Origin of the sequence: Streptomyces shenzhenensis (assembly GCF_003688995.1) — a bacterium.
Taxonomy (GTDB): domain Bacteria; phylum Actinomycetota; class Actinomycetes; order Streptomycetales; family Streptomycetaceae; genus Streptomyces; species Streptomyces shenzhenensis_A.
Genome location: NZ_PENI01000056.1, coordinates 1 through 24,635, shown reverse-complemented (window position 1 = coordinate 24,635; position 24,635 = coordinate 1). Strand labels below are relative to the sequence as shown.

The 24,635-nt window shown below is 71.6% G+C and carries 23 protein-coding genes; 10 read left to right on the top strand and 13 right to left on the bottom strand.

Annotated features, from left to right (window positions below):
• Positions 1 to 6: 6 nt before the first annotated feature.
• Both CTZ28_RS44540 and CTZ28_RS44535 read left to right on the top strand, forming a co-directional pair.
• Complete coding sequence (locus CTZ28_RS44540; protein ID WP_121895486.1) at positions 7 to 417, top strand: DUF742 domain-containing protein; 411 nt, start codon at positions 7 to 9, stop codon at positions 415 to 417.
• 143 nt (positions 418 to 560) lie between these two features.
• Entirely contained in the window at positions 561 to 1,163 is a 603-nt protein-coding gene (locus CTZ28_RS44535; RefSeq protein WP_121895484.1) for a GTP-binding protein, read from the top strand.
• 7 nt (positions 1,164 to 1,170) lie between these two features.
• Here the strand turns inward: CTZ28_RS44535 and CTZ28_RS44530 are convergent, their stop codons facing one another.
• On the bottom strand, positions 1,171 to 1,599 hold the full coding sequence (locus tag CTZ28_RS44530) for a PPOX class F420-dependent oxidoreductase (RefSeq protein ID WP_121895482.1): 429 nt from the start codon (positions 1,597 to 1,599) through the stop codon (positions 1,171 to 1,173).
• A gap of 93 nt (positions 1,600 to 1,692) precedes the next feature.
• Between CTZ28_RS44530 and CTZ28_RS44525 the strand changes: the two genes are divergently transcribed.
• Both CTZ28_RS44525 and CTZ28_RS44520 read left to right on the top strand, forming a co-directional pair.
• Entirely contained in the window at positions 1,693 to 2,106 is a 414-nt protein-coding gene (locus CTZ28_RS44525) for a roadblock/LC7 domain-containing protein (protein WP_121895480.1), read from the top strand.
• Between the two features lie 127 nt (positions 2,107 to 2,233).
• Complete coding sequence (locus CTZ28_RS44520) at positions 2,234 to 3,175, top strand: DUF6397 family protein (RefSeq protein WP_121895479.1); 942 nt, start codon at positions 2,234 to 2,236, stop codon at positions 3,173 to 3,175.
• 29 nt (positions 3,176 to 3,204) lie between these two features.
• On the opposite strand, the gene CTZ28_RS44515 is transcribed toward CTZ28_RS44520, so the two are convergent.
• Together CTZ28_RS44515 and CTZ28_RS44510 are read right to left on the bottom strand one after the other, a co-directional pair.
• The gene (locus CTZ28_RS44515; RefSeq protein ID WP_121895477.1) at positions 3,205 to 4,071 is read right to left on the bottom strand and encodes an acyl-CoA thioesterase; all 867 of its coding nucleotides are present in this window, start codon (positions 4,069 to 4,071) and stop codon (positions 3,205 to 3,207) included.
• 19 nt (positions 4,072 to 4,090) lie between these two features.
• Complete coding sequence (locus CTZ28_RS44510) at positions 4,091 to 6,604, bottom strand: DEAD/DEAH box helicase (RefSeq protein ID WP_183154889.1); 2,514 nt, start codon at positions 6,602 to 6,604, stop codon at positions 4,091 to 4,093.
• Between the two features lie 145 nt (positions 6,605 to 6,749).
• On the opposite strand from CTZ28_RS44510, the gene CTZ28_RS44505 reads away from it, so the two are divergent.
• On the top strand, positions 6,750 to 7,544 hold the full coding sequence (locus CTZ28_RS44505; RefSeq protein WP_121895473.1) for a metal-dependent hydrolase: 795 nt from the start codon (positions 6,750 to 6,752) through the stop codon (positions 7,542 to 7,544).
• Positions 7,545 to 7,651: 107 nt separating this feature from the next.
• Here CTZ28_RS44505 and CTZ28_RS44500 read toward each other — a convergent pair whose 3' ends face one another.
• The 4 genes from CTZ28_RS44500 to CTZ28_RS44485 all read right to left on the bottom strand — a co-directional run bounded on the left by CTZ28_RS44500 (position 7,652) and on the right by CTZ28_RS44485 (position 12,399).
• Positions 7,652 to 7,924 carry a type B 50S ribosomal protein L31 gene (locus tag CTZ28_RS44500; RefSeq protein ID WP_121895472.1) on the bottom strand — a complete coding sequence of 91 codons (273 nt, stop codon included), beginning with the start codon at positions 7,922 to 7,924 and terminating at the stop codon, positions 7,652 to 7,654.
• Between the two features lie 45 nt (positions 7,925 to 7,969).
• Complete coding sequence (locus CTZ28_RS44495) at positions 7,970 to 8,440, bottom strand: DUF5709 domain-containing protein (protein WP_121895470.1); 471 nt, start codon at positions 8,438 to 8,440, stop codon at positions 7,970 to 7,972.
• A gap of 342 nt (positions 8,441 to 8,782) precedes the next feature.
• Entirely contained in the window at positions 8,783 to 10,564 is a 1,782-nt protein-coding gene (locus tag CTZ28_RS44490; RefSeq protein ID WP_121895468.1) for an ABC transporter ATP-binding protein, read from the bottom strand.
• Positions 10,561 to 12,399 carry an ABC transporter transmembrane domain-containing protein gene (locus CTZ28_RS44485; protein ID WP_121895467.1) on the bottom strand — a complete coding sequence of 613 codons (1,839 nt, stop codon included), beginning with the start codon at positions 12,397 to 12,399 and terminating at the stop codon, positions 10,561 to 10,563. Before CTZ28_RS44485 ends, CTZ28_RS44490 begins: the two co-directional genes overlap by 4 nt.
• Before the next feature lie 255 nt (positions 12,400 to 12,654).
• Between CTZ28_RS44485 and CTZ28_RS44480 the strand changes: the two genes are divergently transcribed.
• On the top strand, positions 12,655 to 14,274 hold the full coding sequence (locus CTZ28_RS44480; RefSeq protein WP_310887661.1) for a peptide-N4-asparagine amidase: 1,620 nt from the start codon (positions 12,655 to 12,657) through the stop codon (positions 14,272 to 14,274).
• 45 nt (positions 14,275 to 14,319) lie between these two features.
• On the opposite strand, the gene CTZ28_RS44475 is transcribed toward CTZ28_RS44480, so the two are convergent.
• Positions 14,320 to 14,769 (bottom strand): MarR family winged helix-turn-helix transcriptional regulator, encoded by a 450-nt coding sequence (locus CTZ28_RS44475; protein WP_121895463.1) that lies wholly within the window; start codon positions 14,767 to 14,769, stop codon positions 14,320 to 14,322.
• A 115-nt stretch (positions 14,770 to 14,884) separates the two neighbouring features.
• On the opposite strand from CTZ28_RS44475, the gene CTZ28_RS44470 reads away from it, so the two are divergent.
• Positions 14,885 to 16,687, top strand: coding sequence for an ABC transporter ATP-binding protein (locus CTZ28_RS44470; protein WP_121895462.1), 1,803 nt, complete (start codon positions 14,885 to 14,887; stop codon positions 16,685 to 16,687).
• Between the two features lie 43 nt (positions 16,688 to 16,730).
• Positions 16,731 to 17,639, top strand: a complete 909-nt coding sequence (gene mltG, locus CTZ28_RS44465) for an endolytic transglycosylase MltG (RefSeq protein WP_121895460.1) — start codon at positions 16,731 to 16,733, stop codon at positions 17,637 to 17,639.
• Positions 17,640 to 17,651: 12 nt separating this feature from the next.
• On the opposite strand, the gene CTZ28_RS44460 is transcribed toward mltG, so the two are convergent.
• The 4 genes from CTZ28_RS44460 to CTZ28_RS44445 form a co-directional block, all read right to left on the bottom strand.
• Positions 17,652 to 18,746: an NAD(P)-binding domain-containing protein gene (locus tag CTZ28_RS44460; RefSeq protein WP_121895459.1), complete on the bottom strand. Its 1,095-nt coding sequence runs from the start codon at positions 18,744 to 18,746 to the stop codon at positions 17,652 to 17,654.
• Positions 18,747 to 18,987: 241 nt separating this feature from the next.
• Entirely contained in the window at positions 18,988 to 19,605 is a 618-nt protein-coding gene (locus CTZ28_RS44455) for a type 2 periplasmic-binding domain-containing protein (RefSeq protein WP_121895458.1), read from the bottom strand.
• Positions 19,606 to 19,715: 110 nt separating this feature from the next.
• The gene (locus tag CTZ28_RS44450) at positions 19,716 to 20,453 is read right to left on the bottom strand and encodes an ABC transporter ATP-binding protein (RefSeq protein WP_121895457.1); all 738 of its coding nucleotides are present in this window, start codon (positions 20,451 to 20,453) and stop codon (positions 19,716 to 19,718) included.
• Entirely contained in the window at positions 20,426 to 21,331 is a 906-nt protein-coding gene (locus CTZ28_RS44445) for an ABC transporter permease (protein ID WP_121895456.1), read from the bottom strand. Before CTZ28_RS44445 ends, CTZ28_RS44450 begins: the two co-directional genes overlap by 28 nt.
• 349 nt (positions 21,332 to 21,680) lie before the next feature.
• On the opposite strand from CTZ28_RS44445, the gene CTZ28_RS44440 reads away from it, so the two are divergent.
• Positions 21,681 to 22,103: a secondary thiamine-phosphate synthase enzyme YjbQ gene (locus CTZ28_RS44440; RefSeq protein WP_121895455.1), complete on the top strand. Its 423-nt coding sequence runs from the start codon at positions 21,681 to 21,683 to the stop codon at positions 22,101 to 22,103.
• Positions 22,104 to 22,229: 126 nt separating this feature from the next.
• On the opposite strand, the gene CTZ28_RS44435 is transcribed toward CTZ28_RS44440, so the two are convergent.
• Positions 22,230 to 23,153 (bottom strand): LysR family transcriptional regulator, encoded by a 924-nt coding sequence (locus tag CTZ28_RS44435; RefSeq protein WP_220795551.1) that lies wholly within the window; start codon positions 23,151 to 23,153, stop codon positions 22,230 to 22,232.
• Positions 23,154 to 23,334: 181 nt separating this feature from the next.
• Between CTZ28_RS44435 and CTZ28_RS44430 the strand changes: the two genes are divergently transcribed.
• Positions 23,335 to 24,495, top strand: coding sequence for an iron-containing alcohol dehydrogenase (locus CTZ28_RS44430; protein ID WP_121895453.1), 1,161 nt, complete (start codon positions 23,335 to 23,337; stop codon positions 24,493 to 24,495).
• Positions 24,496 to 24,635: the final 140 nt, after the last annotated feature.

Here is a 24,635-nt window from a genome sequence, read left to right as displayed (position 1 = left end):
GTGACGATGACCGAGGACACGACGGGCGCAGCGCGGGAGCCGGGCAGTCAGTGGTACGACGGTGAGGCCGGTCCCCTGGTCCGCCCGTACGCCATGACCGGCGGCCGCACCAGACCCGGCCCCACCGGAGTGCGGTTCGACCTGATCGCGCTCGTCTCGCTCGACCCCGGCGCGTCCGGGGCCGACGACGACACGCTCGGCCCCGAACACCGGGCACTCATCGACCTGTGCCGCGCGGAGACACAGTCGGTCGCCGAACTCGCCGCAGGCACCGACCTCCCCGTGGGGGTGGTCCGGGTGCTGCTCGGCGACCTGCTGGAGCTGGGCCGGGTGTCGGTCAGCCGCCCGGTGCCACCGGCCCAGCTGCCCGACGAACGGATTCTGCGCGAGGTCATCGCGGGATTGCGAGCACTGTAGATGACGATGCGGAACGAACCGGGCGCGGGCCGGTCACGAAGCTCGCAATCATGTCAAAGCCCCCGGAACGGAGTTGTGGTTGTCATGATGCGGACCAGGCACACGGACGTCGATCGCGGTCGGCACTCCGGAGGGAAGTGATCATGGTTTCCGAGGGCTACGACACGGTCGACGACGAGACCGCACTGGCGCTGAAGATACTCGTCGCCGGCGGATTCGGCGTCGGCAAGACGACGCTGGTCGGCGCGGTCAGCGAGATCCGGCCGCTGCGCACCGAGGAGTTGCTGAGCGAAGCCGGCCAGTCGGTGGACGACATCGATGGCGTGGACCGCAAGGTCACCACGACCGTCGCCATGGACTTCGGGCGCATCACCATCCGCTCCGGCCTCTCCCTGTACCTCTTCGGCACACCGGGCCAGGACCGCTTCTGGTTCCTGTGGGACGAACTGGCGCAGGGCGCCCTCGGTGCCGTGGTCCTCGCGGACACCCGGCGGCTGGCCGACTGCTTCCCCGCGGTCGACTACTTCGAGCACCGGCGCATCCCGTTCGTCGTGGCGGTCAACTGCTTCGCCGGGGCCCGCGGTCACGCCGCACAGGACGTGTCCCGCGCCCTCGACCTCGCCCCGGGAACACCCGTGGTCCTCTGCGACGCCCGTGACCGTGACTCCGGCAAGGAGGTGCTGATCCGCCTGGTCGAGTACGCCGGGCGCAAGCACACCGCCCGGCTCCTCGACTCCGTGGGCTGACGGGCCGTCAGCCCGCCAGATCCCGCACCGCCACCACCTTGTCCACGGAAACGCGGACCAGCAGCTCGCCGGGGACTCCGTTGCGGGCGCCGAACTCCTCCGCCCGGTCCTCACCCATGTACCGGGCCCCGATCCTGGTCGCCCAGTGCCGGACCTCGCCGAGATCCTCCGACAGCCGCGCCCGTCCGCTCAGTACGACGAAGTGGAACGGCGGCCGGTCGTCGTCCACGCACAGGGCGACCCGGGCGTCACGGGCCAGGTTGCGCCCCTTCACGGTCTCCTTGCCGGTGTTGAAGACCACCTCGTCCCCGTCCAGCAGGAACCAGATCGGGGCCACATGCGGGCTCCCGTCGGCGCGTACGGTCGACAGCTTGCCGGTGCGGGTGCCGTACGAGACGAACTCCCGCCATTCCTCATCGGTCATCTTCTCTGCCATGCCCCCATCCTCCTTGCCGGGACGGCGGTCGTGGGGAAGGCTGGCGGAGGGATCCTCCGGCCTGGGGGGAGACATCGCGCGGGGAGACGGAACATGGCGCAGAACCAGGGACTCGGCTGGTTACTCGACGACCTGAGCGAGCGCGTGGAACACGTACGACATGCACTGGTCCTGTCGAACGACGGGCTGGTGGCGGGGGCGAGCACGGGCCTGCGTCGTGAGGACGCCGAGCACCTCGCCGCGATAGCCTCCGGACTGCACAGCCTGGCCAGAGGGTCGGGACGCCACTTCGGCGCGGGCAACGTGCGCCAGACCATGATCGAGTACGACGACGCGGTGCTCTTCGTCACCGCCGCGGGCTCCGGCAGCTGCCTGTGCGTGCTCAGCGGCGCCGAAGCGGACATCGGCCTGATCGCCTACGAGATGACACTGCTCGTGAACCGGGTCGGCGAGCATCTCGGCGTGGACGCCCGACACCCCGAGCACCGTCCGGCCTCAGACCACTGACCTGCGCATTTCCTCTGTCGCGTGGAGTTATCCACAGGCTTGCCACGGCATCCGCCCGAACGGCTAACGTCAGGTGTCACAGCGAACGCACACAGCGTGAGCGCCGACTCCACGGGGGAGCACCACCATGCCGGGCAGCACTGCCGCACCACCTCGTCACCACACCCTTGCCCCAAGCCGTGCCGCACGCGAACTGGGCCTCAAACGCCGCGAGTTCGAGCTCGCCGTGCATCTCGGACGCATCCGGACCATGCCGGGCGAGGGCGGCGCGGGCCGTCGCGTCGCACGAGCGGAGATCGACCGGCTGCGCGCGACGCAGAGCTTCCCCGAGGGCCTTCGGGAGAGCGTCGCGACCGTGAGCACCACGGCGGGCGCGGCCCTCGTCGACGTGCCGGCCGGCCGGTTCACCCGGCTCGCACGCCTGGGCCTGATGACCCCCGTGAACTTCTACGTGAACCGTTACCGTGCCGTGGTCTGGCTCTATCTGGCCGACGAACTGCGGGAGTTCGCGGCCGACGGCAAGAGCGCCGCCCTGCTGACGGGCCGAATGCCCGAGGGGCTGCGCGACCAGCTCGCGGCGGGCCTGGACCTGCGCGCCCGCAACTGGCGCGGGCGCCATCTGGGATTCCTGCTGCGGCAGGCCGACGATCCATGGGAGCGCGCCGGAGCCGTGGCCGCCTTCCTCGACCCCGCCCACCTGGCGGACATCGTCCCTGACCCCTACGAACGCTCCCATCTGCACCGCTTCCGCCCCGGGCCGCCCGCACACGGCACGCCGGGATCCCCCGCCGCACAACTCGCGGAGAAGATCATGACGGCGGAACACCCCGACGAGATCGGCTGGCTGAGGAACGACCTGGCGCGTGCGGTGGAGGAGGCCCGCGCCCACCGGTCCGCACCGCGGCCCGCGGCGCAGCCCGTCCAGCATCCGCTGCGGCCGGTCACGCCGACGGCCCGAAACAGGGCCGCCACGCCCCGCTGCGGCCCACCCGCGGGCAGGGCACCCGAGCGGCCCCGGGGGCTGCGGGGATGGCTGCGCGGCAGAAAGCCCCGGCCCGCGCGGGTGTGAGGAGTCCGTCTGCTCCGGCTGCAAGGCCCCTACAAGGTCCTGAACAGCCCCTCCTGGACGACCGACACGAGCAGACGCCCCTCCAGGTCGTAGATGCGGCCGCGGGCCAGCCCACGCCCACCGGTCGCGATCGGCGACTCCTGGTCGTACAGGAACCACTCGTCCGCGCGGAAAGGGCGGTGGAACCACATGGCGTGGTCGAGGGAGGCCATGTCGAAGTTCCGCGCACCCCACAGCGGTTCGACGGGAAGCCGGACCGCGTCGAGCAGGGTCATGTCGCTGGCGTAGGTGAGCGCGCAGGTGTGCACCAGCGGATCGTCGCCCAGCGGGCCCACCGCGCGCATCCACACCGCGCTACGCGGCTCCGCGCCGTCGACGTCCTCGGCGTTCCAGCGCAGCCGATCCACGTAACGGATGTCGAAGGGCTGACGGCGCGCCATCCGCTCCAACTGGTCCGGCAGGGCACCGAGATGCTTGCGGATCTCCTCGGCGACCGTCGGCAGGGCTTCCGGATCCGGCACCTTGCGGGCCGGCGGCAGCTGATGCTCGAACGGTCCTTCCTCGGGTTTGTGAAAGGAGGCGGTCAGATTGAAGATCGTGCGTCCCTGTTGCACCGCGGTGACCCGCCGGGTGGTGAACGACCGGCCGTCCCGGATGCGCTCCACCTGGTACACGATCGGCACGCCCGGCCTGCCCGGGCGCAGGAAGTACGCGTGCAGCGAGTGCACCGGGCGGTCGCCGTCCGTGGTACGCCCGGCGGCGACCAGCGCCTGGCCGGCGACCTGGCCGCCGAAGACCCGCTGCAAGGACTCCTGCGGGCTGCGGCCACGGAATATGTTGACCTCGATCTGCTCCAGGTCGAGCAGGTCGACGAGCCTTTCGGCCGGGTTCGTCATGGGTGGGATGCTCCAGTGTTCACAGCTGGCCGACGGCGGTGACGCGGATGACCGCGCGGCCCTCGGCGTCGGAGGCGGTGAGGTCGACCTCCGCGCTGATGCCCCAGTCGTGATCGCCGTTCGGGTCGTCGAAGATCTGCCGGACGCGCCACAGGCCGTTCTGCGGCTCCTCCTGGATGACGAGCAGTTTGGGGCCGCGGGCGTCGGGGCCGGTGCCCAGGTCCTCGTACTCGTCCCAGTACTTGTCCATCGCCTCGCCCCAGGCGTCGGCGTCCCAGCCGGTCTCCGTGTCCATCTCGGCCAGTTCCTCGACCTGGTCGAGGGCGGCGAGTTCGACGCGGCGGAACATCGCGTTGCGGACCAGGACCCGGAAGGCCCGCGCGTTGGTGGTGACCGGCTTCACCTCGTCGGCCTTCTCCTGGGCCTCCTCGGCGGTCATCTCCTCCGGGTTGGCCAGCTGCTCCCACTCGTCCAGCAGGCTGGAGTCGACCTGGCGGACCATCTCGCCGAGCCAGGCGATCAGATCCTCCAGATCCTCCGACTTCAGATCGTCCGGGACGGTGTGGTCCAGGGTCTTGTAGGCGCCCGCCAGGTAGCGCAGCACGATGCCCTCGGTGCGCGCCAGCTCGTAGAGGGACACCAACTCCGTGAAGGACAGCGCCCGTTCGTACATGTCACGGACGACCGACTTCGGCGACAGGGGATGGTCGCCGACCCAGGGGTGGCTCTTGCGGTAGGTGTTGTACGCGTGGAAGAGCAGCTCTTCCAGGGGCTTGGGGTACGTGACGTCCTGGAGGCGCTCCATGCGCTCCTCGTACTCGATGCCGTCCGCCTTCATCGCGGCGACCGCCTCGCCGCGCGCCTTGTTCTGCTGAGCGACCAGGATCTGCCGCGGATCGTCCAGCGTGGACTCCACGACGGACACCATGTCCAGCGCGTACGACGGCGACTCCGGGTCCAGCAGCTCGAACGAGGCGAGCGCGAACGTGGACAGCGGCTGGTTGAGCGCGAAGTCCTGCTGGAGGTCGACCGTGAGCCGGACGATGCGGCCCTCGGCGTCCGGCTTGTCGAGCTTCTCGACGATGCCGCCGTCCAGCAGCGAGCGGTAGATGGCGATCGCCCGCCGGATGTGCCGCAGCTGCTGCTTGCGCGGCTCGTGGTTGTCCTCCAGCAGATGGCGCATCGCCTCGAACGCGTTGCCGGGACGGGCGATCACCGACAGCAGCATCGTGTGCGTCACCCGGAAGCGGGACGTCAGCGGCTCCGGCTCGGAGGCGATGAGCTTCTCGAAGGTGTTCTCCGTCCAGCTGACAAAGCCCTCCGGCGCCTTCTTGCGGACCACCTTGCGGCGCTTCTTCGGATCGTCGCCCGCCTTGGCGAGAGCCTTCTCGTTCTCGATGACGTGCTCCGGCGCCTGCGCCACGACCAGACCGGCGGTGTCGAAGCCGGCGCGCCCGGCCCGGCCCGCGATCTGGTGGAACTCACGGGCGCGCAGGGTGCGGACGCGACTGCCGTCGTACTTCGTCAGTGCCGTGAACAGCACGGTCCGGATGGGCACGTTGACGCCCACGCCGAGCGTGTCCGTGCCGCAGATGACCTTCAGCAGACCGGCCTGGGCGAGCTTCTCCACCAGACGCCGGTACTTGGGCAGCATGCCGGCGTGGTGGACGCCGATGCCGTGGCGGACGTACCGGGAAAGAGTGCGGCCGAACTTGGTGGTGAAGCGGAAGTTGCCGATCAGCTCCGCGATCTGGTCCTTCTCCTCGCGCGAGCACATGTTGATGCTCATCAGCGCCTGCGCCCGCTCCACGGCCTGCGCCTGAGTGAAGTGGACGATGTAGACCGGTGCCTGCCTGGTCTCCAGAAGGTCGGTGAGGGTCTCGGTGAGCGGGGTCAGCCGGTACTCGTAGGAGAGGGGCACGGGGCGGTTCGCCGAGCGGACCACGGAGGTGGGCCGGCCGGTGCGCCGGGTCAGGTCCTTCTCGAAGAAGGACACGTCGCCGAGCGTGGCCGACATCAGGATGAACTGCGCCTGGGGCAGTTCGAGCAGCGGGATCTGCCAGGCCCAGCCGCGGTCGCCCTCCGCGTAGAAGTGGAACTCGTCCATGACGACCTGGCCGACGTCCGCGTTCCTGCCGTCGCGCAGCGCGATGGAGGCCAGCACCTCGGCGGTGCAGCAGATCACCGGGGCATCGGCGTTGACGGAGGCGTCGCCGGTCAGCATCCCGACGTTCTCGGTGCCGAAGAGCTTGCACAGCTCGAAGAACTTCTCCGACACGAGCGCCTTGATCGGGGCCGTGTAGAAGGTGACCTCGTCCCGGGCCAGCGCGGCGAAGTGCGCGCCCGCAGCGATCATGCTCTTGCCGGATCCGGTGGGCGTCGACACGATCACGTTCGCGCCGGAGACCACCTCGATCAGCGCCTCCTCCTGGTGGGGGTAGAGCGTGAGACCACGATCCTGCGCCCACGACTCGAAGGCTTCGTAGAGGGCGTCGGGGTCGGCGGTCGGCGGCAGCTGATCGATGAGGGTCACGCACCCATCTTGCCTGGCGTTCCGGCCGATGCGGGAATCGGCTGCGAGCACGAAGATCGCTACCGCTACGCTGTGTCGCCGACGGAGCGTCAACGCACCCGGTCAACTGGACAGCGGCACAAGAGGAATGGGGCGGGCAACGGCGATGATGGGACCAGCACACTCACTGTCGGGAGCCGCGGCCTGGCTCGGCGTCGGGGCCGCCGCGGCGGCGGCCGGGCACACGATGCCCTGGCCGGTACTCCTCGTGGGTGCCCTGATCTGTGCCGGTGCCGCCCTCGCTCCGGACCTCGACCACAAGGCGGCCACCATCTCGCGCGCCTTCGGACCCGTGTCGCGCTGGCTGTGCGAGATCGTGGACAAGCTCTCCTACGCCGTCTACAAGGCCACCAGGATGAAGGGCGACCCGCGCCGCTCCGGCGGGCACCGGACGCTGACGCACACCTGGCTGTGGGCCGTGCTGATAGGCGCGGGCGCCTCGGCCCTGGCGATCACCGGTGGCCGCTGGGCGGTGCTGGCGATCCTGTTCGTGCACATGGTGCTGGCGATCGAGGGACTGCTGTGGCGGGCGGCCCGCGGGTCCAGCAGCGACGTCCTGGTGTGGCTGCTGGCCGCGACCAGCGCATGGATCCTCGCGGGCGTCCTGGACGAACCGGGCAACGGCGCCGGGTGGCTGTTCACCGAGCCCGGCCAGGAGTACCTGTGGCTGGGCCTGCCCATAGTGCTGGGTGCGCTGGTGCACGACATCGGGGACGCGCTGACCGTCTCCGGGTGCCCGATCCTGTGGCCGATCCCGGTGGGCCGCAAGCGCTGGTACCCGCTGGGCCCGCCGAAGCCCATGCGGTTCCGGGCGGGCAGCTGGATCGAGCTGAAGGTGCTGATGCCGGTGTTCATGCTGCTCGGGGGAGTGGGCTGCGCGGTGGCGCTCAACGTGATCTGAGCGGCGCCGGTGATCCGGGTCACGGCCCGGGCGGAGCTGCGAGCGCGCCGACGCAGCGGCCGGCGCGTCCGCCGGACCCGTGGGCCGGCCGGCCCGGCGGTCCGCGATCAGGCCGCCCCGCCGCCGGTGGTGTCCCGCCCGGCCCCGCCGTACCGGCGCTCGAAGCGGGCGACGCGGCCCTCCGAGTCGACCGTGCGGGCCTTGCCCGTGTAGAAGGGGTGGCTCTCCGAGGAGATCTCCACGTCCACGACCGGGTACGTCTCCCCGTCGTCCCAGTCGATGGTCTGGTCGCTGGTGGCGGTGGACCGGGTCAGGAAGGCGTAGCCGGCGGAGCGGTCGCGGAAGACCACGGGGTGGTAGTCGGGGTGCTTGTCCTGCATGGCGGCTCCTCGCGCGGGGCGGTCGGCGGGTGGGGGAGGTCCGGCTCAGGTGGGCAGGGAATCCTCGTCCACGACGTGCATCGCGGCTTCCTCTGCGGAGGCGCCCGCGCCGTCGATACCCACGTCGGTGGCGACGAGGGCGCTCTCCTCGTCCTCATGGACCCCCTCGTCGGGCGCGACGAGACGGCCGGAGCGAAGGTCGCCGACCTCGTTGTCGAGCAGTTCGCCGTCGGTGCCCTGGCAGTCGCCGATGCCGTCGCTGTCGGGCACGGCGAGATCGGGCAGCTCCTCGGCGAGGCGCTGGTCGAGTGTCTCGCCCCGGTGGCCCTCGGTCGCCGTCACACCGGTGTGCTCCACTGCCCACGGCCGCTCGGGGGGCGACCAGCCCCGGTCGAGTGGATCTTCGACACCGTCGTCGACCAGTGTGTCCTCCGCGTCGAGCAGCCCCGAGTCCTCCTGGATCTCGGATCCGTCCGGCTGGTAGACGTCGTCCCCCCATCCGTCGGCGCTGTTCACGGGTACCTCCAGGTGGTGGGCGCGGCCCGTTCCCACCGCGGTCGGCGGCGGACCGCCGGCACGCGGGGCACAAATCTCACCCGGCTCGAACCCGACGGTTCCCGGGCATCCCCCGAACCGGTGCCGTTCTCCAGCCTTCCACTCCGCTTCGGCACCGCGCAACGCCACGGCCCCCGCACCGCGGGCCCGCGGAGCGACTTGTCTGCCGCCGCACGGGCCGACGCCGGGTCGCCGCACCCGGCCGCCGGGCCCGACGACCATGCACCGGTGGAACCGGTGCCACCGGTTCCACCGCCCGGGCCGGTGCCCCGCTCGCCCCGGTCATCGGCTGCGGCGCCCCCCTCACCCGTGCCAGGACCGCCACAGTGCCGCGTACGCCCCGTCGGCCGCGACCAGCTCGTCGTGGCTGCCCAGCTCGCTGATGCGGCCGTTCTCCACGACGGCGATGACGTCGGCGTCGTGGGCGGTGTGCAGGCGGTGGGCGATGGCGACCACGGTGCGGCCGTCCAGGACGTGGGCCAGGGAACGTTCGAGGTGGCGGGCCGCGCGCGGGTCGAGGAGCGAGGTCGCCTCGTCCAGGACCAGCGTGTGCGGATCGGCCAGCACCAGCCGGGCCAGCGCGATCTGCTGGGCCTGGGCCGGGGTCAGCGCCAGCCCGCCCGAGCCGACCTCGGCGTCCAGGCCGTCGTCCAGGGCCCGCGCCCAGCCGTCCGCGTCGACCGCGCCCAGCGCCGCCCACAGCTGCGCGTCCTCGGCGTCGGTGCGGGCAAGCAGCAGATTGTCGCGCAGCGTGCCCACGAAGACGTGGTGCTCCTGGTTGACGAGGGCGACGTGCGAGCGGACCCGCTCGGCGGTCATCCGGGACAGCTCGGCGCCGCCCAGGGTGATCCGGCCGTCGCGGGGTGCGTAGATGCCGGCGAGCAGCCTGCCCAGCGTGGACTTGCCCGCGCCCGACGGGCCGACCAGGGCCAGCCGGGTGCCCGGCGCGACCGAGAGCGACACCTTGCGCAGGACGTCGACGCCCTCGCGGTAGCCGAAGTGCACCCGGTCCGCGTGCACGTTCCGCCCGTCGGGGGCCAGCGCGGCGTCCCCGGCGTCCGGCTCGATGTCCCGCACCCCGACCAGCCGCGCCAGCGACACCTGGGCGACCTGCACCTCGTCGTACCAGCGCAGGATCAGATTGACCGGGTCGACGAGCATCTGCGCGATGAGGGCGCTCGTCGTCAGCTGGCCGACGCCGATCCAGCCCTGAAGGACGAAGACCCCGCCGGCCATCAGGACCGAGCCGAGCACCACCACATGGGTGAGGCTGACGACCGGGAAGAGCACCGAGCGCAGCCAGAGGGTGTAGCGCTCCCAGGCCGTCCACTCCCTGATCCGGCGTTCCGACAGGGCGATCCGCCGGTCGCCGAGGCGATGGGCCTCGACGGTGCGGCCGGCGTCGACTGTCTCGGCGAGCGCCGCGGCGACGGCGGCGTACCCGGCGGCCTCCGAACGGTAGCCGGACGGGGCCCGTTTGAAGTACCAGCGGCAGCCGATCACCAGCAGCGGCAGGGCCAGCAGCACCGCCGCCGCCAGCGGCGGCGCCGTGACGACCAGCCCGCCGAGCAGCAGCGCCACCCAGACGACGCCGATCGACAGCTGCGGCACGGCCTCGCGCATGGCGTTGGACAGCCGGTCGACGTCCGTGGTGATGCGGGACAGCAGGTCACCGGTGCCGGCGCGTTCCAGGACGCCCGGCGGCAGCCCGACCGACCGGACGAGGAAGTCCTCGCGCAGGTCGGCCAGCATCCGCTCGCCGAGAATCGCGCCGCGCAGCCGTACCTCGCGCACGAACACGGCCTGCACGGCGAGCGCGAGCACGAACAGCCCGGCGGTCAGGCCCAGATGCAGTTCCCGGGCCCCGTCGGAGACCCGTTCCACGAGTCCGCCGAGGAGGTAGGGGCCCGCCATGGAGGAGACCACGGCCATCGTGTTGACGGCCATGAGGACCAGAAAGGTACGGCGGTGCCGCCGGAACAGCTCGCTCACGTAGGCGCGGACGGTCGTGGTGGCACCGACGGGCAGGGTGGTGGCCGTCGTCGGGGCCGCCGGGTCGTACGCCGGTGGCGCAACGCCGATCATGCGCTCTCCTCGATCTCTTCCAGCGGGCCGCGCGGGCCGGCCTCGTCGTCCAGTGGGCCGCGCGGGGCCGCTCGGCCGTGCCGGGTGCCGGGCGCCGCCGCCTCGTCCTCGGTCTCGCGGGTCACGACGGCCCGGTACCGAGGCTCGCTGCGCACCAGTTCGCGGTGCACGCCGACCGCCACGACCTCGCCCTCGTGCACCAGCGCGACCCGGTCAGCGCGGTCCAGGAGGAGCGGTGACGAGGTGAACACCACCGTCGTGCGTCCCGTCCGCAGCTCCCGCACCCCCTGCGCGATCCGGGCTTCGGTGTGCGAGTCGACGGCGGAGGTCGGCTCGTCCAGGACGAGCACCTCGGGGTCGGTGATCAGCGACCGGGCGAGTGCGAGCCGCTGGCGCTGGCCGCCCGACAGCGACCGTCCCCGTTCCGTGATCCGGGCGTCCAGGGGATCCCCGGCGTCCAGGGCCCCCTGGACGAGCGCGTCCAGCACGTCCCCGCACTGCGCGGCCGCCAGCGCCGCCTCGGCGCGGACATCGGCGGACGCCGGCACGTCGAGCAGGTCGCGCAGCGTGCCGGACAGCAGGACCGGGTCCTTGTCCTGGACCAGGACGGCGGTGCGGGCGCTGTCGAGGGGGAGTTCGTCGAGCGGTACACCGCCGAGGAGTACCGACGGGCCCGGTTCGGCCGGATGTCCGCCCAGCCGTTCGGCGAGCCGCCCCGCCGCGTCCGGGTCCCCGCACACCACGGCGGTGAGCCGGCCGGCGGGCGCGAGCAGACCGGTGGCCGGGTCGTGCAGATCACCGGTCGGCGCGTCGGCCGCGCGTGAGCCGCCGGCGTCCGTGGTCCGCTCCAGGGACAGCACGCGGGCCGCGCGCTGGGCCGACGGGCGCGAGAAGGAGTACGCCATGGCGATCTCCTCGAAGTGCCGCAGCGGGTAGGTGAGGACCATCACCGCGCTGTACACGGTGACCAGTTCGCCGACCTCGATCCGGCCCTGGCGGGCGAGGTGGACGCCGTGCCAGACGACCGCGATCAGCAGCAGGCCCGGCAGCAGCACCTGGATCGCCGAGATCAGGGCCCACATCCGGGCGCTGCGCACGGCCGCGTGCCGTACCTCCTGGGAGGCGCGGCGGTAGCGGTCGAGGAACAGTTCCTCGCCGCCGATGCCGCGCAGCACGCGCAGTCCGGCGACGGTGTCGGAGGCCAGTTCCGTGGCCCGGCCCGCCTTCTCGCGCTGTGCGTCGGCGCGCCGGGTCGCCCGGGGCAGCAGCGGCAGCACCGCGAGGGCCAGCACGGGCAGGCCGACCGCCACGACCACGCCGAGAGCCGGCTGGTAGACGAGCAGGCCCACGCAGACCACGACGACCGTCAGAGCGGCGGCGGTGAAGCGGGAGGCGGCCTCGACGAACCAGCCGATCTTCTCGACGTCGCCGGTCGAGACGGCCACCACCTCACCGGCCGCGACCCGCCGGGTCAGCCCCGATCCCAGCAGTGCGGCCTTGCGGGCCAGCAGCTGCTGGACTCGGGCGGCGGCGGTGATCCAGTTGGTGACGGCCGCCCGGTGCAGGAAGGTGTCGCCCACCGCGATGCCGATGCCGCAGATCACCATCAGCACGCCGGTCAGGGCGAGCCGGCCGCCCGAGCGGTCCACGACGGCCTGGACGGCGAGCCCGACACAGAACGGAAGTGAGGAGACGGACACGAAGTGCAGCAGGCCCCAAGCCAGCGACTTGAGTTGGCCGCCCAGCTGATTGCGCCCCAGCCACCACAGGAACCGGGGGCCCGAACGTGCGTCCGGCACGCCCGGGTCGGGATACGGAAGGTCTTGAATCTGCATGACGTCCCAGTGGCTCGTGTCAGGGAGGAAGCGGACAGGGGTGAAGGACGAAGAGGCGGTAGCAAACCGTGCAAGGTTCGCGTCGGAGGGTGGTGAAAATCAATGGGTTTTCCGCAACAGCGCACGGAATCGGCAAGCCTGCCCGACCGGTGTCGTCCGAGCCGCCCCGGCCCACCGGGTCCGCCTCCGCCTCTGTCGCGAAGGCCGGCCGAGGCGGTATTGCCGGGATGGCCGACTCCCCGTAGAACACCGGCCATGAGAAGCCGGATAGTCATGTGCATGCTCGCCGGAGCGGCCCTCCTCGTGAGCGCCCTCCTTGGTCCCCCGGCGGCGTCCGCCCGCACCCTCCCGGACCGGGCCGATGTCCCGGCGGAGTTCGGCACCGACTGGCACGACCCGGTGACCGCCGCGCCGCCCGTCGCCCGGCCGGAGGGCAGGTCCTGCCGGGTCACGCTCGCGGAGGCCCAGTTCCGTGACTTCACGCCGTACCGGGGCACGTACGCGCCGCCCCGCGGATGCGGTGACCGCTGGAGCAAGGTCGTCCTGCGCCTCGACGGCAAGGTGCAGGGCCGTCAGTACGACCGGCTCGGCTATCTGCATGTCGGCGGTGTCGAGATCCTCCGCACCTCGACACCGGAGCCGTCGCCTGACGGCATCGAGTGGTCCGTGGAGAAGGACGTCACGCGCTACAGCGACACCTTCCGCGGCCGGCAGGACGTCGAGATGCTCATCGGGAACGTCGTCGACGACATGTACACGGGCGTCCTCGACGTCAAGGTCACGCTGACGTTCCACGCGGGCAGGCAAGCCGCCGTCCCCGACCGCGTCCTCACCCTCGCCGACACCGGCACGGGCACCACCCTCACCACGCCGCGCAACAGCGAGCGCATCGTCGCCGAGGTGTACGCCACCGGGTCCGGCGGCGGCTGCGAGGAGTTCTGGTATCTGACCGTGGCCGACCCGGCTCCGTACTCGTGCAAGGCGGACCGCGGCCCGTACCGTGAGGTGCAGATCAAGGTCGACGGACGGCTGGCCGGCATCGCCGCGCCGTTCCCGAACGTATGGACCGGCGGCTGGTCCAACCCCTTCCTCTGGTATGTGATCCCGGGGCCCCGTGCCTTCGACGTGAAGCCGATCGAGTACGACCTGACCCCGTTCGCCGGGCTGCTCAACGACGGCCGGCCGCACCGGGTCGACGTCTCCGTCGTGGGCCTCCCCGAGGGACAGTCCGGCTGGAGCGCGCCGGTGAACGTCCTCGTCTGGCAGGACCCGCACCGCGCCCGGGTCACCGGCGGGCTCACCGCGCACCGGGTGGCCGACCTCGTCAACTCCTCGACGTACACGCCCGGTTCCGAGCATCGCGTCGACACCCGGGCCGGCCACCGGCTGACCGTCGCCGGCCATGTCGACACCTCGCACGGCAGGGTGACGACCACCGTCAGCCGGACGCTCGGCTCCACCTCGGCGCACCGCTGGACCGACGGCGAGACGACGGACGCCCTCGACGCCACCTGGACGGACGACGAGTCCGTCACGGTCGACGGGGGCGGAGCGGTCCTGACCACGCGCACGGACCGGACCTACACGATGAACGGCGCCACGACGATCGGCGCGGACGACCGGTTGCGCACGGTCCTCACGCTCGGCGACCGGGCGTCGGCGGCGCGGACCCTGGACGGTCGGCGCACGGCGTGGTCGCGGCTCGACGACACCTACACCGGCGACGCGACCTACACCCTGAACGTGCCCCGCGACCAGCGGCACGCGGTCGGCACGACGAGCGAACGCTACCGGCTGTACGGCTCGCACGGCTGCTACGACCGCGCGCTGACGACCGTCCAGGGAGTGCTCACCGAGGACGCCGACCGCTGCTGAGGGGGCACCCGTATCGGGCCGGGGCCCGCGCGGCCCCGGGGTCGCTCAGCAGCGCTCGCTGATCGCCCCGTCGATCAGGGTGTCCAGCAGCCCGCCGAGCAGGTCGCGCTGCTCGGCGGAGAGCGGGGCGAGGATCTCCGCCGCTGCCGCCCGGCGCGCGTCGCGCAGTTCCGCGAGCGTCGCACGCCCGTCGTCGGTCAGCTCGATCCGGGTCACCCGGCGGTTCGTCGGATCCGGCGCCCGGCGCACCTTGCCGCTCGTCTCCAGCGCGTCGACCAGGGTGGTCACCGCGCGCGGCACCACCTCCAGACGTGCGGCGAGGTCGGCCATGCGCGGCGGCGAGCCGTAGTGCGCCAGGGTGCGCAGCAGCCGGGACTGGGCCGGGGTGACGCCCAGGTCCCGGCGTTCCAGATGGCGCTTCTGGATGCGGTGGACCCGGCGGGTGAGGCGCAGCAGCTGCTCGGCGAGCAGGCCCTCGGGGTCGGGGGTGGTCATGGCGGGAACAATATCAGGACCCCATTCATTGTGAGTATAGGTAACAATGAGCTGTGATCCATCAGTCGTCGTCGGCCGTCTCCGCGCCGACGCCCGCTCACCTCCGTAGGAGCCCATGCATCCCGACCGCAATCCCTCCTGGACGCCGTCCTCCGACGTGACGGAACAGCCCCGGCAGGTGCGCCGCATCCTGGCCCTCTTCCGCCCCTACCGCGGGCGGCTCGCGATCGTCGGCCTGCTGGTCGGCGCCTCGTCGCTGGTGTCCGTGGCCACGCCGTTCCTGCTCAAGGAGACCCTGGACGTCGCGATCCCGCAGGGCCGCACCGGTCTGCTGAGCCTGCTCGCGCTCGGCATGATCCTCAGTGCCGTTCTCAACAGCGTCTTCGGCGTGCTGCAGACCCTGATCTCGACGACCGTCGGCCAGCGCGTCATGCACGACCTGCGCACCGCCGTCTACGGCCGCCTCCAGCGCATGTCGCTCGCTTTCTTCACCCGCACCCGCACCGGCGAGGTGCAGTCCCGCATCGCCAACGACATCGGCGGCATGCAGGCCACCGTCACCTCCACCGCGACCTCCCTGGTCTCCAACCTGACCAGCGTGGTCGCCACGATCGTCGCGATGATCGCCCTCGACTGGCGGCTGACCGTGGTCTCGCTGGTCCTGCTGCCGGTGTTCGTGTGGATCGGCCGCCGCGTCGGCAACGAACGCAAGCGGATCACCACCCAGCGTCAGAAGCAGATGGCCGCCATGGCCGCCACCGTCACCGAGTCCCTGTCCGTCAGCGGCATCCTGCTGGGCCGCACGATGGGCCGCGCCGACTCGCTCACGCGGTCCTTCGCGGAGGAGTCCGAGCAGTTGGTCGACCTGGAGGTGCGGTCCAGCATGGCCGGCCGCTGGCGCATGGCCGTGATCACCATCGTCATGGCCGCGATGCCGGCCGTCATCTACTGGGCCGCGGGAATGACGCTCCAACTGGGCGGTCCGCAGGCGTCCATCGGCACCATCGTCGCCTTCGTCTCGCTCCAGCAGGGACTGTTCCGCCCGGCCGTGAGCCTGCTGGCGACCGGCGTCCAGATCCAGACCTCGCTCGCCCTCTTCCAGCGCATCTTCGAGTACCTCGACCTGCCGATCGACATCACCGAGCGGGACGAGCCCGTCCGCCTCGACCAGGTCAAGGGCGAGGTCCGGTTCGAGGACGTCACGTTCCGGTACGACGCCGAGGGCGCCTCCGTTCTGGACGGCATCGACATCACCGTCCCCGCGGGCGGCAGCCTGGCGATCGTCGGCCCGACCGGCGCGGGCAAGTCCACGCTCGGCCATCTGGTGCCCCGGCTGTACGACGTCACCGGGGGCCGGGTCACCCTGGACGGCGTCGACGTGCGTGACCTCGACTTCGACACCCTCGCCCGGGCGGTCGGCGTCGTTTCGCAGGAGACGTACCTCTTCCACGCCTCGGTCGCCGACAACCTCCGCTTCGCCAGGCCGGACGCCACCGACGAGGAGTTGTGCACCGCGGCGAAGGCGGCCCAGATCCACGACCACATCGCGGCGCTGCCCGACGGATACGACACGGTCGTCGGCGAGCGCGGCCACCGCTTCTCCGGCGGGGAGAAGCAGCGGCTGGCCATCGCCCGCACCATTCTGCGCGATCCACCGGTCCTGATCCTCGACGAGGCGACCAGTGCCCTGGACACCCGCACCGAGCACGCGGTTCAGGAGGCCATCGACGCGCTGTCCGCCAACCGGACGACGCTCACCATCGCGCACCGCCTCTCCACCGTCCGCGGGGCCGACCAGATCGTGGTGCTCGACTCCGGGCGGGTGGCCGAACGCGGCACGCACGAGGAGCTGTTGGAGAGGGACGGGCGCTATGCGGCCCTGGTCCGCCGGGACGCGCAACTGGAACCGACAAGCTGAAGATATGCCAGGTTTGCGGTGGTATGCGCGTTAACGTGCCCGCATGTACTTGAACACTCCGCCACGGAGCACGATTCGATTCACGCGCCGGGGCAAGCTCGTCCTCGTCGTGACCGGCGCCGTCGTGGCCGGCACCGCCGTGGCGGTGCCGCTGCTGAGCCCGGGCGGCGCGGACCGGAAGCCCATCAGCCTGGTGATCCCGGAGGGCTGGCGCGCGAGTCAGGTCTACGAGGCCATCGACAAGGCGCTCGCCCTGCCCGCGGGCAGCACCGCGAAGTCCATCGGCAAGGCCCGCCTCAAACTGCCGAGCGACGCCGCGGGCAACCCCGAGGGCTACCTCTTCCCGGCGACGTACCACGTCGACAAGGACGCAACGCCTCAGACGCTGCTGCAACAGATGGTCGACACCGCGAACGACAGGTTCGACGTCGCCCCCGTCGCGGCCGGCGCCCAGCGCAGTCCGATGAACCTCTACCAGGCGATCACCGTCGCGAGCATCGTCCAGGCCGAGAGCGCCTCCAGGACCGACATGGGGAAGGTCGCCCGCGTCGTCCTCAACCGGCTGGCGCGCGGCATCCCGCTGCAGATGGACTCCACCCTCAACTACGGGCTGCGCCGGCACGCGGCTCGCACCAGCCTGGAAGACACCCGGATCGACAACCCGTACAACTCCTACCAGCGGGTGGGGCTGCCGCCGACGCCGATCGACAGCCCGGGGGCGGACGCGATGCGCGCCACCCTCAACCCGACGCCGGGCGACTGGCTGTACTTCGTCACGGTCAAGCCGGGCGACACCCGCTTCACCACCGACTACGAGGAGCACCAGCGCAACGTCGCCGAGTTCAACGCGCTGCAGCAGAAGAACAAGAAGGCGCAGCGGAGCCCGAGCGCAACGGCGTCGCCGTCCGGGGCCTCGCAGTCGCCGTCCGGGGTCGCGCAGTCCCGGCTGTGAGCCGCCGGGACATCATGCGGCGACGGGCTCCGCGGCCAGCAGCCGTCTGATGTCCCGCACGGCGGCGCGCCCCGCCCGGTTGGCGCCGATGGTGCTCGCCGACGGGCCGTAGCCGACCAGGTGGATCCGCGGATCGGCGACCACGCGGGTCCCCTCGACCCGGATCCCGCCGCCCGGCTCGCGCAGCCGCAGCGGCGCCAGATGGTCCAGGGCGGCCCGGAACCCGGTCGCCCACAGGATCACGTCGGCCTCGACATGCCGTCCGCCGCCGAGCCCGGGGGACCCCAGCCACTCCACCCCGTCCGGGGTGATCCGGTCGAACATCGGCTGCCGGTCCAGGACGCCGTCCCGCAGCCCCTGCCGGATGGCGTCGTTGAGCGGCAGGCCGGTGACCGAGACCACACTCCGGGGCGGCAGCCCCTGGTGTACCCGCTCCTCGACCAGGGCCACCGCGGCACGGCCCGCCCCCTCGTCGAACGGGCCCTCCCGGAAGACCGGCGGCCGCCGGGTGACCCAGGTGGTGGCCGCCGCGTACGGTGCGATCTCCAGGAGGAGCTGGGTGCCGGACGCGCCGCCGCCCACCACGACCACCCGCTGCCCGGCGAACTCCTCGGGCCCCGCGTACCGCGCGGTGTGCAACTGCCGTCCGCGGAAGGTCTCCTGTCCCGGATAGCGCGGCCAGAACGGCCGGTCCCAGGTGCCGCTGGCGTTGATCAGCGCGCGCGTGGCCCAGGTGCCGTCCGAGGTCTCGACGAGCAGCCGCCCGGCCGCCCCCTCGCGCACCGCGCGGACGTCCACCGGACGCCGCACCCGCAGGTCGAACATGCGCTCGTAGGAGTCGAAGTAGGCGCCGATGACCTCGGCCGACGGCCGCGCCGGATCGGCGTCGGTCAGCTCCATGCCCGGCAGCGAGTGCATCCCGTGCACCTTGCCGTACGTCAGCGACGGCCAGCGGAACTGCCAGGCGCCGCCCGGCGCGGGGGAGTGGTCCAGGACCACGAAGTCGCGGTCCGGCTCGAAGCCGGTGCGCCGCAGGTGATAGGCGCTGGACAGACCGGCCTGCCCAGCGCCCGTGACGACTGCCTCGACCTCGCGCTCGTTGTTCACGTCCGTGGCAACAGTGCCGCGACCGGGGATCTTCCCGTCCCGTGCGCCGGCCGGCGGCCGCTCGCCACCAGGATCGGCGCCCCGCCCCCGGGGTCGCCTTCCGGCCCGGGCGCCGGCCGCTCGGAGGACGGCGACCTGTCACCGTTCGGTGTGCCGGGCGAGCGTGACCGTGATCGGCCAGGCGTCCTCGCACCAGGTGCCGGTCGCGCGTCGGCACCGCCTCAGGACCCGGCCCTCCGTCTCAGGAGCGGGCCGGGGTGGTGGACGGTGGCAGGTCGCCGTTGTACCGGGTGTCGACGAAGTCACCGAAGTCGACCTTGCGCGGGATGAGCTTCAACTCGGTGAAGGCGTCCGCGATCTGCTGCTCCGAGGCGACCAGCTGATAGTGCGCCGAGGAGCCCTGGGCCACGGCGACGGACCTGCCCTCGAGGTCCGCGGGCCGGGTCAGCTTCGAGCCGTTCGGCACGAGGACGGTGTCGCCCTTGGACGTGCCGTGCCAGGCGGCGACCACGGTGATCTTCGAGCCCGCGCCCGCGGCGAAGACGGGCGGGGTGTTGCCGACGCCGCCGATGTCGACGGCCCTGGCGTTGACGGCCTCCAGCAGCGGCGGGCCGGAGGTGAACGTCGACCACTTGATCCGGTAGTCGAGGTCCTTCAGCTCTCCTGCGGCCCGCAGGATGGCCTCGGAACCACCCTTCTGGTCACCGACGACGAGCGTGACCGGGCCCGAGCCGTCCGTGCCGGCTCCCGTGCCGGTCGAGGAGGCGCCACCACAGGCGGCCAGCAGCAGAGCGAGGGGCAGGGCGAGGGGCAGGGCGAGGGGCAGGAACAGTGCGGCGGGGACGGGGCGACGTCGCATGGCGGGTCCGTTCGTGTCCGGAGGAAGCGCGGCGGGAGCACGGGGAGTCGGGGCCGCCGCATCGGGAGGGCAGCCGGCTTCGGAGCTGGTCCTGGCTGCTTCGAGCGAGGTCAGGAGGCTTCGGTGGTGGTGCTGACGCCGAGCCGCTCCAGCAGCTTGGCGCGCAGTTCCGCGAACCGGGGACCGGTGATGTCACGCGGCCGGTCGAGATCGATCCGCTGCTCCAGCGCGATGACGCCGCCGTCCATGACGAGGACGCGGTCGGCGAGCAGCACGGCCTCCTCGACGTCATGGGTGACCAGGAGCACGGCGCAGCCGCGGCGCTGCCACAACTCCCCGACCAGGCGCTGGGCGTTGATGCGGGTGAGCGCGTCCAGCGCGCCGAACGGCTCGTCGAGCAGCAGCAGATCGGGTTCGCGCACCAGGGCGCGGGCCAGCGAGGCGCGCTGGGCCTCGCCGCCGGACAGCGTCTTCGGCCAGGCGGCGGCCCGGTGACCGAGCCCGACCTCGTCCAACGCCCGCTCGGCGACCGCCCGTTCGGGCTTGCCAGGCAGCCCCAGCAGGACGTTGCGCCACACCCGCTTCCACGGCATCAGCCGGGGCGCCTGGAAGGCGACGGCCCGGCGGCGCGGCACCAGGACGGTGCCCTCGATGTCGCGGTCGAGTCCGGCGAGGATGCGCAGCAGCGTGGACTTGCCGCAGCCGCTGCGCCCGAGCAGGGCGACGAACTCGCCCTGCCGGATGTCGACATGCAGATCGTCGAGCACGGCCCGGCCGTCGAAGGAACGGGTGAGGCCGGCGACATGGACCGCCGGGGCGGTCACCGGCCGGTGAACGTCGGTCGCCATTGCAGCAGCAGCCTTTCGAGGGAGCGGACGACGAAGTCGGCCAGCAGGCCGAGGAAGGCGTAGACGATCAGACAGACCACGATCACATCGGTGCGCAGGAAGTCCCGTGCCTGCACCATGAGGAAGCCGATGCCGGAGTCCGCGTTGACCTGCTCGGCGAAGACCAGCGCCAGCCAGGCGATGCCCAGGGAGTAGCGCAGTCCGGTGAGCGCGCCGGGCAGCGCGCCCGGCAGCACGACGTGCCGTACGAGCCCCCACCGGGACAGGCCCAGGGACTCCCCGGCCTCGATCAGTTGGGCGTCCACGCCCCGGATACCGGCGTACACGTTGAGATAGAGCGGGAAGGTCACCCCGAGCGTGATGATGGCGACCTTGGGGGCCTCGCCGATGCCGAACCAGATGATGAACAGCGGGATGAGGCCGACGAACGGCACCGTCCGCAGCATCTGCACCGGTGCGTCCACCAGGTCCTCGCCGACCCTGAACAGGCCCGAGACCAGGGCGAGTCCGGTGCCGATCAGCGTGCCCAGCAACAGTCCGGCCGCGACCCGCTGGAGCGAGGCGCCCATCGCCGAGGCCAGCGAGCCGTCGGCGACCAGATCGCCGCCGATCCGTGCGATCCGGCCCGGCGAGGCCAGCACATCGGATGTCAACACGCCCGTGATGCTGAGGAGTTGCCACAGGGCGAGCAGCAGTACGGGGCCGGCGGTGCGGCGCAGCCAGCGCGGCACGCGGGCGCGGCGGGTGGAGGCGGGGACGACGGGGTGCAGACCGAGGCCGGGGGACGGCTCGGCGGGGTCCGCGGTGGCGGCCCCCGGCTTGGATGTCTCCGTGGTGTCCGGCTCGGGTGGGCCGAGTGGGGCATGGCCGATGGTCATGGGTGCTCCACGGGCAGAAGGGCGAGGGGCGGTGGGGGTGCGCCTCAGCGCCGCCGCGTCAGGGCCGCCGTGTCAGGGCTGCCGTGTCAGGGCCGGGCCGAACGGGCGGGCAGGACTGCGGAGCGCGCGTGAACGAGCGGGAGAAGGGCGTCAGCAGCCGCGACGACACGCGGCGGAGGCCACCCGCAGCAGGTCGATGTGACCGCGCGTGGTGAGCAGGGCTGAACGCTGCATGCGGGCGAACGTAGCCAGTCGTGCGGCGGCGGTCAACGGTGTCTCGGAGAGTGGACCCCGTGCGCCAGGGGCCGGGCGGCGGCCGGAAGCCGGCCGCATGGGCCAGGATGGTGGCATGCCAGATGCCTTCACCACGCGCGTGCTGAACGTCGCCACCGGCTCCCGGGAGCGGATCGTCGACCTCACCGGCGACTGCGAGGCCTTCCTGCGGGAGGCGGCGGCCGGCCGCGACGGCCTCCTCAACATCTTCGTCCCGCACGCCACCGCGGGGATCGCGGTCATCGAGACCGGCGCCGGCAGCGACGCGGACCTGCTGGCCGCTCTGCACACCCTGCTGCCCGCGGACGACCGCTGGCAGCACCGGCACGGCAGCCCCGGCCACGGCCGCGACCACGTCCTCCCGGCGATCGTCCCCCCACACGCGACCCTGCCGGTACTGCGCGGCCGCCTGGAACTCGGGACCTGGCAGTCCGTATGCCTGGTCGACACCAACCGCGACAACCCGAACCGTCAGGTTCGACTGAGCTTCCTGGGCTGAGCGAGTTCGTCCAGGGGCGGCCGCGAGTGCTCTGTACTCCGCCCTGGAGGCCGTGCTGAGCCCGCTCGGCAATGGCTGGACGCTGAGCCTTGCCCCCAGGGCAACGTCAACGGGTGTGCAGGGAATTCATTCGGGAAGCAGTTCGCCGGCATAGTCGGCGAGCTGCTGATACAGGGCATCGCGTACCGCGCGTACGGCGGGATGGGTGACTGCCTCCCGCCGCACGGCCAGCGTGATCGGCAACCGGATGGCGACCTCGTCGGCCAGCAGCCGCCGCAACCGGGCCCGATGCGCGAGGAAGGCCGGCAGCAGACCGATACCGGCGCCCACACGTGTGGCCTCGAACTGGGCGAAGACGTTCGTGGAGGAGAACGCCGGTGTGAGTCCCGGCAGATGGCGTTCGATGTCGAGGTCGCCGACCTGGAGCATCGACTCGATGTAGAAGATCAGCGCGTGTTCCTGCAGGTCAGCGAGCGACTCAGGGACCCCGCACCGTTCAAGGTACTCGTCACTGGCGTACAGACCCAGCGTGTAGTCGGTCAGGTGCTCGGTCACCAGACGGCGCCCCGGCGGCCTGCCGATGGCCAGGGCCAGATCAAAGCCGGTCGGATGAAGCGTCAACTGCCTCGTCGCCGTCACGAGTTCGACCTGCAGCCCGGGATGGCTCCGGCGTACCCGGGCCAGAGCCGGGGTGGCGAAGACGGTGCCGAAACCGTCGGGCGCGCTCACCCGCACGGTGCCGTGCAGTGACGACGCACCCTGACCGGACGCCGCGTCGGCCACACGCACCAACGCCTCCTCGATCGCGCGGGCATGCTCCGAGACGTTCTTTCCGGCATCTGTCAGGACCCATCCCTCCGAACCCCGCTCCAGCAGCCGCAGGCCAAGGCGCTTCTCCAGAGCAGCGATGCGGCGCGACACGGTGGTGTGGTCGACACCCAGAGCGTCGGCTGCGACCACCATGCGGCCCGTACGGGCGACTGCGAGCAGATAACGAAGATCATCCGCGCGGAGCCGGCGCGGATCGACCGCGCCGCGATCGGTCTCCACAGGCGGGACGCCACGGCCGTGTGCAGGACGGGAGAGAGGGGCCATGAGACGACCCTATCTGCATTCATGCACATCGGATCTGCGTAAGTGGTGCTTGAACGCACACCGCCCAGGGAGTCACAGTCGAACAGCCCCGGCCGGAGCGCCTAGCCACTCCCCTCCCACCGCTGAGAGGTTCTCCATGGTTGCCAGCCTGTCCCTGCCACGAATCATGCGCGTCGGTCGCGGGGCCACCGACGAGTTGGGCGACGTCATCACGGGACTGGGGCTCAGCCGTCCCCTCCTGGTGACGGACGCATACCTGGCGGGGACGGGAGCGGCGGAACACCTGTCGGCAACGCTGAAAAATGCCGGGCTGTACCCCCGGCTGTTCTCCGAGACTGTGCCTGATCCCACGACCGACTCCCTCATCGCGGGCCTGAAGGCACTGCACGACCACGAGGCGGATGTGGTGATCGGGTTCGGCGGCGGCAGCCCGATGGACACCGCCAAAGCCCTCGCCCTGCTCGGCCTCCAGGGCGGCCACATGCGCGACTACAAGGCGCCGCGCATCAACCTCGGACCCGCGCTGCCGGTGATCGCAGTGCCCACCACCGCCGGCAGCGGATCGGAAGCAACCCAGTTCACCGTCATCACCGACAGCACCACGGACGAGAAAATGCTCTGCCAGGGTCCGGCGTTCCTGCCGCTTGCCGCCGTGGTCGACGTCGAACTGACCATGTCGATGCCGCCCCGGCTGACCGCCGACACCGGCATCGACGCGCTCACCCACGCCGTCGAGGCATACGTCAGCCGCAAGGCCAACTCCTTCTCCGACAGCCTCGCCCTCGCCGCGATCGGCACCATCGGCCGCCACCTCCGTCGCGCCTACACCGACGGCGGCAACGCCCAGGCCCGCGAGGCGATGATGCTCGCCGCCACCCAGGCCGGCATTGCGTTTTCGAACTCCAGCGTCGCCCTGGTGCACGGCATGAGCCGTCCGATCGGCGCGCACTTCCACGTCGCCCACGGCCTGTCGAACGCGATGCTGTTCCCCGCGGTCACCGCCTTTTCCGCGCACGGTGCCCCCGACCGGTACGCCGACTGCGCCCGCGCCCTGGGAGCCGCGACCGCCGCGGACTCCGACAATGCGGCCACCGACAAGCTCGTCGATGCGCTGCGCAGCCTGTGCCGCGATCTGAAAGTCCCCACACCCCGCGACCACGGCATCGACCAGAACACATGGACCCGCCTGACACCCCTCATGGCCGAGCAGGCCCTGGCGTCCGGTTCCCCCGCCAACAACCCCGTCGTGCCCACCACCGATCAGATCCAGGACCTCTACTCCCGGATCTACGCCTGATTCCCCGCTTCCTAATGAAGCTTCTATATCCCGTCAACCCCCATCGCCGTAGCGGCGCTGTTGAGGTGGCGATAGAAGCGTCGGGCGAGGTATCGCTTGAGACAGCGGCGGATCTCTCGGTCTGTCTTGCCTTCGGTGCG